This window comes from Piscinibacter sp. PDB1-1, assembly GCF_056675995.1.
Map to the genome: position 1 here is coordinate 702,879 of NZ_JBWVZJ010000003.1, position 12,415 is coordinate 715,293.

Genomic DNA, 12,415 nt, shown 5'->3' on the forward strand with positions numbered 1-12,415 from the left:
GTTCTCCTTACTGCACGGCGATGCGCTTGGGTTGGGCGGCTTCCTTGCGGGCGATGCTGACGCGCAGCACACCATCGCGGTAGGTTGCGCTCACCTGGGTCGGGTCAACGTCGTCGGGCAACTTCACGGTGCGCGTGAAGCGGCCGGCGCCGCGTTCGCGGGTGTAGGTGGTGGCCTTGGCCTCCTTCGAGGGCGCATCAGCCACGCGCTCGCCGCTGATGCTCAGCACGCCGCGGTCGAGCGTCACGTCGATTTTCGACGCATCGAGGCCCGGCGCGAACACGTGCACTTCCACGCTCGTGGTGGTGCGGCCAACGTTCAGCGGCGGCACGCTGCCGCGCGCCACGCTGCGGGCAACCCGCGGCTCGGCGAACGCACCATCGAGCTCGCGGCGAAGGCGGTCGAACTGGGCGAAAACGGTGTCTGGGTGATTCAGGATCGAAGCGAACATCTGGCTCTCCTTGGGGGTACGCATGTCTTGAAACGAGGGCGGCCTCTCGCCGCCGGTAGTCATGAGATGTGCCCCTCGGTCGATATTTCAAGGGCGGTGTTGCAGCGACTTTTTTGGCACCGCCTGCGCCCTTCTCGGCACCACTCGCGCCGCCAGCCGGCGCTTCGTCGCATCCCGCTCGCGCCACACCAGGGCGCATCACACGATAGGTCCGCCTTCCAACTCTTCAAGGGACCCATCATGCGAACCCAACCTCTTCAAGCCCTCACGCTCGCCACCGCCGCCCTGGCCTTTGCAGGCAGCGCGCAAGCATTCACGCTCACCATCGAACTCGTCGATGCACGCTCCACCGAAGGGAGCATCAACGCTGCGCTCTACAACAGCGAGACCGGCTGGCGCCAGATCGACAAGGCTGCCCAGGTGCGCAGACTTTCGCCCACACCCGACAAGACCGTGCTCGTGTTCAACGACCTGCCACCGGGCAAGTACGCGCTCTCGGCGTATCACGACGAAAACGGCAACGGCAAGCTCGACACCAACATGCTGGGCATGCCGACCGAGCCCTACGGCTTCACGGGCAGCCCGACCATGGGGCCGCCCTCGTTCGCACAGGCAGCCGTCGAACTGCAGGCCGACACCACCCTGCGCATCCAGCTGCGCTGACGCAAGGGGCGACACTCATGGAGCACTTTCAAACCGCCCTGGAAGACGGCGCGCGCCGCGACGCCCTCCAGCGCCTTCTCGGCGCCGGCGCGCTGGCCGCCACCGGCTTGCCGCTCACGGCCGTCCGCGCCGACGCGCCCAGCACACTCGCCGCGTTCGAGTCGCAGCGTGCCACCCAGCCGTGGACGCAGGCCTACGTCGGCGTGCAGGCCGATGTGCCGGCCCTCGACATGACACTGCGCGGCAAGCTCCCTCCGGCATTGCACGGCGCCTTCTTCCGCAACGGCCCGGCGCGCCACCAACTGGGCGGCCTGCGCTACGACCATTGGTTCGACGGCGACGGCCTGCTGCAGCGCTACACGCTGTCGAGCAAGGGCATCAGCCACCAGGCCCGATTCGTACGCACCGAGAAGTTCAAGGCTGACAGCGCCGCCGGCCGCCCGGTGCGTTCGGCCTTCGGTACCGTGGTGCCCCATGCCGAACCACCCACCGGCCCCGATGCAGTGAACGTAGCCAACACGAGCGTCGTCTGGCACGGTGGTGAGCTGATGGCGCTGTGGGAAGGCGGTTCGGCCTACCGAATGGATGAGAAGACGCTTGGCACCCGCGGCGTGAAGGTCTGGTCACCCGAGCTCGCCGGCGTGCCGTTCTCCGCCCACCCGCGCATCGAGACCGACGGCACGCTGTGGAACTTCGGGATCAGCGCGTCGGGCGGCCTGCTCATCGTGTACCGCGTGCTGCGCGACGGGTCGCTGGCACAGGCCAGCGCGTTGCCGGTGCCAGACATCGCGATGGTCCACGACTTCGCGGTGACAGAGCGGCACCTCGTCTTCTTGCTGCCGCCCTTCGTGTTCGACACCGAGCGTTGGCGCGGCGGCCAGAGCTTTCTCGACAGCCATGTGTGGAAGCCGCAGCTCGGCATGCGCGTGCTGGTGCTGCCGAAAGACGCGCTCGACAAGCCGCAGTGGTTCGAGTTGCCGGCGGGCTTCGTCTTTCACATCGGCAACGCCTGGGAAGACCGCTCCGGCGTGATCCGCCTCGACTGCATGCGCGCCGACGACGCGTGGCAGGCCACCACCGGCATCAAGGAGTTGATGCGCGGCCATTTCGACCACGAGGGGTACGCCCAACTCACGCTGATCGAGATCGACCCTGGCGCGCGCCGGGCACGCCAGCAGGTGCTGCCGCAAAGAGCGGAGTTCCCGCGCATCGACCCGCGACGCGTCGGCCAGCGGCACCAGCAGCTCTATGCGGCGCTGAGGCTCTCGCCCGGCCAGCGGCCGGGCTACGACGCGGTGATGCGCCAGGACATCGCCAGCGGCGCCACCGACCACTACCGGTACGGCGCCAGCGTGATGGTCGAAGAGCACCTCTTCGTGCCGCGCCCGGGCAGCATGCGCGAGGGCGACGGCTGGCTGGTGGGCACGGCGCTCGACGTGGCGCGCAGCAGCACGCTGTTCTCGGTGTTCGACGCCGCGCGCCTGGCCGATGGCCCCATCGCCCAGGCCGAGATGCCGCGGCTGATGCCCGCCGGCCTGCACGCGATCCACGTGCCGGCGTGAGCGCGTGTCAGCTCACTGCACCACCTTGACCCGCTGCCCCGGCTTGGGCTCGGGCACCTCGCCACCGTAGGCGCCGTTCATCAGCCGCAGCTGAGATTCGGCGCGAGCAGGCAGCGGCGAGCTGCGCGCCAGTTCGGCGAAGCCGCCGCGGGGCATGGCCACGGTCTTGACGCTCAGCGGCCTCGCGGCCGCGCGGTCGGCCGAGGTCATGGCCCGGAAGGAGTTCTCGGCCTCCGCGAGCTGCGTGCTGTTGCGCTGCAGCGCCGCCGAGTCCTTGGCGGCCTGCTGCAGCGCGAAGGTGCGCCCACCCGGGCCGGTAACGAGCGTGAGCCGCACGTTCGAGCTGCGCCCCTGCTTGTTCTGAACCGTGCCGGTGAACTGCGTGGCCTGCAGGCCATTGATGCTGCGCCGCTCGGTGCGGCCGTCGGTGGGCTTGAGCACGTTGCGGATCATTTCTTCATGCGTGCTGCCGGCCTTGGCGGGGATCAGGCGCACAATCAGCCCGGCGTCGCCCGCACTGTTGGCCAGGATCACTGCCTCGGCGCTGTTGTCGATCTCCCAGCCCGCAGGCGCGGTGAGCGCGATGCCCAGGTCGGAGTGATAGAAGTTGCGCCCGCGCGTGAGGCCTTGCGCCGCGCTTTCGCCGAAGCTCATGCCGTCGACCGCCTGCAGGTAGCGATCGCGGCCGCTGTCGCCGTAGCTGCTCTGGCTGGCCGTCTGGTACTTGGCCGCGTACTGGCGGATGTCGGCGAGCCGTTTGTCGTTGCTCGGGTGCGAGGCCAGCCAGCTCGTGCCCGACGACGCCGTCTTGCCCTCGGCCTTGGCCACGTCGGCCGCGAAGCGCTCCTGGTTCTTGAGCACCTCGATGACCTCGATCATGTACTTGGGGTCGTAGTGGTTGCGCGCCAGGTACTCGGCGCCCAGCTGGTCGGCCTGCGACTCCTGGTCGCGGCTGTAAGACGCCACGTAGCCGGCGGCCGCCGTCTGCGAGACCTGACTCGCGAGGTTGGTCGCGCCGCCAACGCCCGCGACTTCGAGCACGGCACCGAGCACGGTGGCGGCCATCACGCCGTAGCCCGCGTTCTGCTGGCGCGTGGCGCGCTGCGCGCCGTGGCGGGCGGTGACGTGGCCGATCTCGTGCCCCATCACGCCGGCGAGTTCGGCCTCGCTGTCGAGGTAGGCCATGATCCCCCGCGTGACGTACACATAGCCGCCGGGCAACGCGAAGGCGTTGATCTCCGGGCTGTCGAGTACGGTGAACGTCCATTTCAGGTTGGCACGGTGCGATTGCGCGGCCAGGCGTTGGCCGAGGTCGTTCACATAGGCCTGCAGGCGCGGGTTGTCGTACGCGCCGTACTCCTCGAGCACGCCCGCGTGCGCCTTTTTGCCTTCGGCGATCTCGTCTTGCTCGCTCATCGCGCTGCGCTCGGTCTCGCCGGTGACGGGGTTGACGACTTGCGTGCCACAGCCAGCGAGCAGGCTTGCGGCGAGTACCAGCGCCCAGGTGACTTTCAGTCTTCTCATGGGTTCTCTCCTTGAAGTGGAAAACGCACGGTGGCACGCAATCCACCCTGCGGTGATTGGTCGAGTTGCACGGTGGCGCCATGCCGCGCTGCCACACTGCGAACGATGGCCAGCCCGAGGCCCGTGCCTTCTTCACCGCCACCCGCTCGGCGGTAGAAGCGATCGAACACCCGCTCACGCTCCGACGGCGGGATGCCCGGGCCGGAGTCATCCACCTGCAGCACGGCCGCGGCGCCGTCACGCCAGACCCGCAGGTCCACGCGCGAACCCGGCGGCGAATAGCGCAACGCGTTGTCGGCCAGGTTGCGCACGAGCGCAGTCAGGCCGGCCGGGTCGCCCTGCACCGACACGGGATCGTCGGCGTGCAACGCCAGTTCACTGCCGCGCGAGATGGCGTAGGGCGCCGTCTGGGCCAGCGCCTGGCGCACCAGCTCGCTCAGGTCCAGCGACTGCAGGGTGCCGGCCTGGGCGCCGGGCTCGCTTCGGGCGAGCGCCAGCAACTGCTCGACGATGCGCGCCGCCCGGTCGATGCCTTGCGCGAGCATGGCCACAGCCGCATCGCGCGCGGGCGCATCGGGCGCGAGCTTGAGGGTCTCGATCTGCAACTTGAGCGCGGTGAGCGGTGAGCGCAGTTCATGGGCCGCGTCGGACAGAAAAGCGCGCTGCGTGTCGAGCGTCTGGCCCAGGCGCTGCAACAATCCGTTGAGTGCGCGCACCAGCGGCGACACCTCGCGCGGCAGGCCTTGCTCGGCCAACGGCTGCAGCAGGCGGTCGCCACGCGACCTGACCTCGTTGGCCACGCGGTTCAGTGGCAGCAGCGCAACCCTCGACAGCCACCACGAAAGCACCGCAAGGAGTGGCGCCAACACCGCGAGCGGCGCCACGCTGCGCAGCGCGGCCCGGGCCGCGAGACGCTGGCGCGTGACCCGCGGTTGTGCGACCTGGATCACGCGGCCGGGTGTGGCCACGCTGAAGGTTCGCCACACCTCGCCGCGCACCGGCACATCGGCCAGGCCGAGCAAGGCGCGCGATGGCAGCTCCGAGTGCGGCCGGTTGGCGTAGATGCTGCGGCCGTCGATGGTCCAGATCTGCACCACGAAGTCGAGCTGCTCGTTGGCCAGGGCGTCGGCCTGCGTGGGGCTCACCTCACCCTGGTCGCGCAGCGAGAGGGCCATCTGGCGCAGCTGGTAGTCGAAGAGCGCCTCGGTCTCGGCCAGCACATTGCGGTAGGTCACGACCCCCATCACGATGGCGGCCAAGGCGAGCATGCCCAGCAGGAGCAACAGCAGCCGGGCGCGGATGGAGTTCATCATCGACAACATCAGGCCGGGATGAAGTAGCCCACGCCGCGCATGTTCTGGATGAACTCGGCCCCGAGCTTGCGTCGCAGCTGGTGGATGTAGACCGACACCGCGTTGCTCTCTATCTCTTCGCCCCAGCCGTAGAGCCTGTCTTCGATCTGGGCGCGCGAGAGCAAGGCGCCGGGGCGCGCCATCAGCGCTTCGAGCACCGCGAACTCGCGCGCCGACAGCAGCACCGGCTGGCCGTTGTGCGTGACCTGCCGGGTGGCCGGGTCGAGGGTGACGCCCCGGTGCGAGAGCTGCGGCTGCGCACGGCCGTCGAGCCGGCGCGATACGGCGCGCATGCGGGCGTGCAACTCATCGAGCTCGAAGGGTTTGACGAGGTAGTCGTCGGCACCGGCGTCGAGGCCGGCCACGCGGTCGCCCAGGCCGTCGCGCGCGGTCAGCACGATGACCGGGGTGGCATCGTTGCGCCCGCGCAACCAGCGCAACACGCCCAGGCCGCCTTCGCCGCTTGGCGCGGCATCCGCCACCGGGGGCAGGCCCAGATCAAGCAGCACCAGATCGAAGCGCTCACTGCCCAGCGTGGCCTGAGCGGCGCTGGTGTCGCGCACCCAATCCACGGCGTGGCCCTCCTGGCGCAGGGCGGTGCGCAGGCTCTCGCCGATCATGCGGTCGTCTTCTACCAGCAGCAGGCGCATCGGTCAGGTGGGCTACAGGGGAGGAAAAGCATACGGTATCGTGCGGGCCGCAGCCTCGCCCGGAACCCTGCAGTCATGCCATGCCCAAAGCCTTGCGCAACACCCTGCTGTCCGCCCGTGACCTGATCCTCACGGCTGGGCCGTTCATCGTTCTGACGCTGGCGCTCCTGTTGCTCGCGTACTTCGCGCTGGACCCGTCTCCGCCGCGGCGCGTGGTGCTGGCCACCGGCGTGCCGCAAGGCGCGTACAGCGAGTTCGGCAAGCGCTATGCAGAGCTTCTCAAGCAGCACGGCATCCAGGTCGAGTTGCGCAACACGGCAGGTGCGGCCGAGAACCTGCGCTTGCTGAAAGACCCGTCGTCGGGTGTCGACATCGCGTTCGTGCAGGGTGGCGCCGACGACCGCGACCGCCGCCCCAGCGGCGAAGACGACGACGACGACCCCCTGGTCTCCATCGGCAGCATGTTCTACGAGCCGGTGTGGCTCTTCTACCGCGAAGACTCTGCCAGGCGCCTGCTCAAGAGCGACACGCTGGAGAGCCTGGGCCAGCTCGAAGGCTGGCGGGTCAACATCGGCGTGCGCGGCAGCGGCACGCCCAACCTGGTGCGCCGCATGGTCGAGGCCAACAAGATCGACCGCGACAAGATCGCCCTGCTGCGCGAGCCACTCACGCCGGCGGTGATGGCCCTGCTGGCTGGCGAGAGCGATGCCATGGTGTTCAACTCCGCACCCGAGGCCGTAATGGTGCAGATGCTGCTGCAAACGCCTGGCATCAAGTTGTTCAACTTCACCCAGGCCGATGCCTACTCGCGCCGCTTCTCGTTCATGAGCCCGGTGGTGCTGCCGCGCGGCGTGGTCGACCTGGCCGCCGACCTGCCGCCGGCCGACGTTCGCCTGATCGCCCCCACGGCGGCCCTGGTCGCGCGCAAGGAGACGCACCCGGCACTGATCCAGCTCTTCGTGCAGGCTGCCACGCCCATCCACAGCCCGGCCGGCTGGTTCCAGAAGAAGAACCAGTTCCCCAGCCCCGACAACGTCGAGCACCCGCTGGCCGCCGAAGCGCAGCGCTACTACGCGCGCGGCGTGCCCGTGCTGCAGCGCTATCTGCCCTTCTGGGTGGCCAACGTGATCGAGCGGATGTGGGTGGTGCTGGTGTCGATCATCGCCATCCTGATCCCGATGTCGCGCGTGGTGCCGCCGCTGTATGAGTTCCGCATCCGCTCGCGGGTGTTCCGCTGGTACGGGCGCCTGCGCGTGGTCGAAGAGGCCCAAGGCCAGCGCCCCACCGCCGAGCTGCTCAAGGAGCTCGACGAGATCGAGCATGCGGCCGAGCACGTGTCGGTGCCGCTGAGCTATGCCGACGAGCTGTACGCGCTGCGCGGGCACATCCAGATGGTGCGTGGGCGGCTGCTCGCGGCGGCGGGTTGAGGCCGTTCAACCCATGTCACCACAACACCCGCTCCCCCACGTCGTCATCATCGGCTGCGGCTTCGCAGGCCTGGAGGCCGTGCGCGCACTCGCGAAGGCGCCGGTGCAGATCACGCTGGTCGATCGCACCAACCACCACCTGTTCCAGCCGCTGCTCTACGAGGTGGCGACCGCGGGGCTGAGCGCCCCGGCCATCTCGGCGCCGATCCGGCACATCCTGCGGCGCCAGATCGCGCGGGGGCGGCTCACGGTGCTGCAGGCGCAGGTGCAGTTCATCGATGCCACCTCGCGCACGTTGCTGCTCGACGGCGACGAGCGCCTGCGATACGACCACCTGATCGTGGCCGCCGGCACGCGCACCAGTTACTTCGGCAACGACGCCTGGGCGCCGCATGCGCCGGGCCTCAAGACGCTGGCCGACGCGCTGGAGATACGCGCCCGCGTGATCGGCGCGTTCGAGCGCGCCGAGCGCTGCGCCGACCCGATGGAACGCGCCGCCTGGATGAGCTTCGTGGTGGTCGGCGCCGGCCCAACAGGCGTGGAAATGGCGGGCACCTTGAGCGAGATCGCCCGCGAGACGCTCTCGCGCGAGTTCCGCCGCATCGACTCCAAGCTCGCCCGCGTGGTGCTGCTCGAAGGTTCGGAGAAGGTGCTGAGCAGCTTCGACCCCGGCTTGCAGCAACGTGCGCGCGAGCAACTCAAGCGGCTCGGGGTCGACGTTCGCACCAACTGCCGCGCCACGGACATCCATGCCGGCGGTGTGAGCTATCAATCGCAGGAAGGCGACGTGGAGCTCGACCATCACCTGCCCACCCGCACGGTTATCTGGGCCGCCGGCGTGGCGGGCGTGGGCCTCGGCGCGACCCTCGCCGCGAGCGCAGGCGCCACGCTTGACCGCAGCGGGCGTGTGCTGGTGCTGCCCGACCTGAGCCTCGTCAACCACCCCGAGATCAGCGTCGTCGGCGACCTGGCCGCGGCCTACAGCCATGGCGACGCCGGCAGCCCGCCCACGCCGGTGCCGGGCCTGAGCCCCGCGGCCAAGCAGATGGGCCGCCTGGCCGCCGCGAACCTGCTGTGCCGCCTGCGCGGCGAGCCGACGCGCGCCTTCCGCTATCACGACGCCGGTGCGCTCGCGACCATCGGTCGCAGCGCCGCCGTGGCCGACCTCGCATTGCCTGTCGTGGGCCGCTGGCGCTTCTCGGGCCTGCCGGCCTGGCTGCTGTGGCTCTTCGCGCACATCTACTTCCTGATCGGCTATCGCAACCGGCCGCTCGTCATGCTCGACTGGGCCGGCTCGTACCTCACCTACGACCGGCGTGCACGCGTGGTGGCGGCCACGCCGGGCGACGCGCCCGCCACGCAGCCGCCCGTGATCACCGAGGCAGCGGATACGTTGCCACTGCGCCGGTCCTGATCCCCCCGTGACACCCGAGGCGGGGTGCGGGTTCCCGGCACGCCCCGGGGTATCGCCTCCTAGAATGGCCCAACCCCAGCCTGGCCGCAGCCTGTGCCTCACCGGGCACCATGCGGCACCTACCGGACCGCCACCATGGACACCCGCACCTCCCCCATCCGCTTGCGACTCGAACGCGTGCGTGAGGCACTGCAGCAACACGGCCTGAGCGCCGTGCTGGTGCCGTCGAGCGACCCCCACCTCTCCGAGTACCTGCCCGCGCGCTGGCAGGGCCGAGAGTGGCTGTCGGGCTTTACCGGGTCGATGGGTACGCTCGTCGTCGCGCTGGACAAGGCCGCGTTGTTCGCCGACAGCCGCTACTGGACACAGGCCGAGGCCGAGATCGCCGGCACGGGCATCGAGCTCGTGAAGATCCCCACCGGCACCGCCACGCACCACCTCGACTGGCTCGCCACCCAGGTGCCGCGCGGTCAGGCGGTCGGTGTCGATGGCAGCGTGCTCGGCCTCGCCTCGGCACAGGCCCTGCTCCGCACGCTGGACCGCGCCGGCGTGAAGCTGCGCACCGATTTCGATGTGCTCGACATCATCTGGCCCGAGCGCCCGGGCCTACCCGATGCGCCGGTCTACGAGCACTTGCCGCCCCACGCACCGCTTGCGCGCGGGGCCAAGCTGGCCAAGGTACGCGAGGAGATGGCGCGCGCCGGCGCCACGCATCACTTCGTGTCCACGGTCGACGACATCGCGTGGCTTTTCAACCTGCGCGGCTCGGACGTCAGCTACAACCCCGTCTTCCTCGCGCATGCGCTGATCGGGCTGCACGGCGCCACGATCTTCGTGTCCGAAGGCAAGGTGCCTGCGGGCTTGCAGAAGCTGCTCGCGGCGGATGGCGTGGTCATTGCGCCCTACGCGCAAGCGAGCGACGCACTCGCCGCGCTGACCGCGACCGACGTGCTGCTGGTCGACCCGCGGCGCATCACCCTGGGCCTGCGCGAAACGGTGAACCCATCCACGCGGGTGGTCGAGGCGATCAACCCGAGTACGCTCTTCAAGAGCCGCAAGAGCGACGCCGAAGCCGCGCACGTGCGCGAGGTGATGGCGCAAGACTGCGCCGCCATGTGCGAGTTCTACGCCTGGTTCGAGCAGGCGCTGGGCAAGGTGCGCATCACCGAACTCACGGTCGACGAGAAGCTGAGTGCCGCACGCGCCAAGCGACCGGGCTTCGTCGGCCTGAGCTTCAACACCATCGCCGGCTTCAACGCCAACGGCGCCATGCCGCACTACCGCGCGACAGCGGATTCGCATGCGGTGATCGAAGGCGACGGGCTGCTGCTGATCGACAGCGGCGGCCAGTACCTGGGCGGCACCACCGACATCACCCGCGTCTGGCCCATCGGCACCATCACGGCCGCGCACCGGCGCGACTACACCCTCGTGCTCAAGGGCACGATCGCGCTCAGCCGCACGCGCTTCCCGCGCGGAACGCTCTCGCCCATGATCGACGCCATCGCCCGCGCCCCGTTGTGGGAGCAGGGGCTGGACTACGGCCACGGCACCGGCCACGGGGTGGGCTACTTCCTCAACGTGCACGAAGGTCCGCAAAGCATCTCCAAGACCCCACCAGAGCCGCACATGGCGATGGAGACCGGCATGATCACCAGCATCGAGCCCGGCCTGTACCGGCCCGGCCAGTGGGGGGTGCGCATCGAGAACCTGGTACTCAACGTGCCGTCGGCAACCGACGGCGGCTTCGGCCCCTTCCTCGAATTCGAGACGCTCACGCTGTGCCCGATCGACACCCGCTGCATCGACAAGAGCCTGCTGCGCGCCGACGAGATCGATTGGCTCAACCGCTACCACGAGGTGGTGCGTGAGCGGGTCGCCCCGCTGGTTGGAGGAGACGCACTCGCCTGGCTGAACGAGCGCACCCAGGCGCTTTGAACGCTTGCCGGGCCCTCATGCAAGGGATGCCCCCAAGGAAATTCGCACGCTCGTGCGATTAGACTCCCGGTCGTTTTTCAGCAACGACACGGGGAAGTTTTTCATGATGAAGCTGTTGGCCGCATGCGGCTTGGTGGTACTCCTGTCTGCCTGCGGCGGAGGGGGTGGCGGCGACGGAGGCACTGGCAGCTCAGGCAACGGCGACCTGAAGGTGACCTTCAGCTACGGCTCGCCGAACCCGACCCTGTGGGACGACACCACCATCTCGCCGGTCTTCACCGGCCTGGAGGGCAACTCGCCGCAGTGCACGCTCGCCAGCGGCACGCTGCCGCAGGGCATGGCGCTGCGCGGGTGCAACCTCAGCGGCACGCCGACCCAGCCCGGCAGCACCAACGCCACGATCCGCCTCACGGTCAACGGCTACCAAGGCTCGATCGATGCCTCGCTGGACGTCCGGGTGGCGCAGCCCGCTGTCATGCAAGCCTTCAGCTCCATGGAAAGCTGGCCTTGGGGCTCGACGCACCCGGCCGTGCAGGCCGTTCGCATGGGCAACTTCAACGACCAGCCCGGCGACCAGATCACCTACGCGCTGCAAGGCGGCAGCCTGCCCGGCGGCCTCACGCTGACCAGCAGCGGCCAGATCATCGGCCAGACCACCGCCACCGGGCAGTTCGACGTCAACGTCACGGCCACCGTGCGCCGCGGGGCGCTGCAAGTCACCAGCCTGCCGGGACTCGTCAGACTGAACGTCACACCCCCGACACTCAACTTCCTCAATTGCTGCGACATGGTCTTCGGCCAGCCGGTGAACTTCGAAGCGCGCCCCAGCTACGACGGCGCCGGCAGCGTCCACTTCACCAGCACGCCTCTGCCAGGCGGCCTGAGCCTGGATGCGGGCACGGGCCGGATCTCCGGCACGCTGGCGGTGGTCGATGGCCCGGCCCTGTCAACCGTGACGCAGCACATCACCCATACCGATGGCGCCACCAGCACGGCCACCTGGGAACTGCGCTACAACACTGAGCGCCCAACGACCACCTACACGGTCGCGGACTTCCACGCGCTGCGCAACCAACCCTACCTGTCGAGCAGGCCGGTCGTCAGCCGTGCCCTGCCGGGTGACGTGGTGACCTTCGCTTTGGAGTCCGACGGCCTGCACCCCTTGCCGGCCTGGGTGAGCATCGATGCCAACACCGGTGTGATGAGCGGCACCCCCGGCCCAGCCGAAGGGTATTCCAGTGCGTGGGTCGTCGTTGTGACCTTCGCACGCGGCAGCGTGAGCTACACGCAGCGACTCTCCATGTCGGTCTTGCTGCAGTGATCCGCTACCGAGAGCGGGCGTGCGCATCGCGCTGGGCTGCGGCCCATCCCGCCTGATCCGCAGTTCGTCGCAATCCGCTCGCCGCAACGGGAGGCGCTGCCTAAAGTTCACTC

10 protein-coding genes are annotated in these 12,415 nt (G+C 69.2%); 6 read left to right on the forward strand and 4 right to left on the reverse strand.

The features are described from left to right. Positions 1–7: 7 nt before the first annotated feature. A complete protein-coding gene (locus tag AC1KAR_RS19155) occupies positions 8–451 on the reverse strand; it encodes an Hsp20/alpha crystallin family protein (protein ID WP_480320641.1) in 444 nt (147 codons plus the stop codon). A gap of 240 nt (positions 452–691) precedes the next feature. On the opposite strand from AC1KAR_RS19155, the gene AC1KAR_RS19160 reads away from it, so the two are divergent. After that, positions 692–1,114 (forward strand): DUF2141 domain-containing protein, encoded by a 423-nt coding sequence (locus tag AC1KAR_RS19160; protein WP_480320643.1) that lies wholly within the window; start codon positions 692–694, stop codon positions 1,112–1,114. A 17-nt stretch (positions 1,115–1,131) separates the two neighbouring features. Further along, the gene (locus AC1KAR_RS19165; protein ID WP_480320645.1) at positions 1,132–2,676 is read left to right on the forward strand and encodes a carotenoid oxygenase family protein; all 1,545 of its coding nucleotides are present in this window, start codon (positions 1,132–1,134) and stop codon (positions 2,674–2,676) included. A 12-nt stretch (positions 2,677–2,688) separates the two neighbouring features. Here AC1KAR_RS19165 and AC1KAR_RS19170 read toward each other — a convergent pair whose 3' ends face one another. The 3 genes from AC1KAR_RS19170 to AC1KAR_RS19180 are packed head-to-tail and all read right to left on the reverse strand — an operon-like array spanning position 2,689 to position 6,202. Further along, entirely contained in the window at positions 2,689–4,200 is a 1,512-nt protein-coding gene (locus AC1KAR_RS19170) for a M48 family metalloprotease (RefSeq protein ID WP_480320648.1), read from the reverse strand. Beyond that, a complete protein-coding gene (locus tag AC1KAR_RS19175; RefSeq protein ID WP_480320649.1) occupies positions 4,197–5,522 on the reverse strand; it encodes an ATP-binding protein in 1,326 nt (441 codons plus the stop codon). Before AC1KAR_RS19175 ends, AC1KAR_RS19170 begins: the two co-directional genes overlap by 4 nt. Continuing rightward, positions 5,522–6,202, reverse strand: coding sequence for a response regulator transcription factor (locus AC1KAR_RS19180; protein WP_480320650.1), 681 nt, complete (start codon positions 6,200–6,202; stop codon positions 5,522–5,524). The genes AC1KAR_RS19175 and AC1KAR_RS19180 overlap by 1 nt, the downstream gene beginning before the upstream one ends. A gap of 80 nt (positions 6,203–6,282) precedes the next feature. Between AC1KAR_RS19180 and AC1KAR_RS19185 the strand changes: the two genes are divergently transcribed. From AC1KAR_RS19185 to AC1KAR_RS19200, 4 genes are all read left to right on the forward strand, one after another. Further along, positions 6,283–7,629, forward strand: a complete 1,347-nt coding sequence (locus AC1KAR_RS19185; protein ID WP_480320652.1) for a TAXI family TRAP transporter solute-binding subunit — start codon at positions 6,283–6,285, stop codon at positions 7,627–7,629. A gap of 13 nt (positions 7,630–7,642) precedes the next feature. Further along, positions 7,643–9,043, forward strand: coding sequence for an NAD(P)/FAD-dependent oxidoreductase (locus tag AC1KAR_RS19190; protein WP_480320654.1), 1,401 nt, complete (start codon positions 7,643–7,645; stop codon positions 9,041–9,043). Between the two features lie 135 nt (positions 9,044–9,178). Further along, complete coding sequence (locus AC1KAR_RS19195; protein ID WP_480320656.1) at positions 9,179–10,981, forward strand: aminopeptidase P family protein; 1,803 nt, start codon at positions 9,179–9,181, stop codon at positions 10,979–10,981. A 103-nt stretch (positions 10,982–11,084) separates the two neighbouring features. Beyond that, positions 11,085–12,302, forward strand: a complete 1,218-nt coding sequence (locus AC1KAR_RS19200) for a putative Ig domain-containing protein (protein WP_480320658.1) — start codon at positions 11,085–11,087, stop codon at positions 12,300–12,302. The last annotated feature ends 113 nt before the right edge of the window (positions 12,303–12,415 follow it).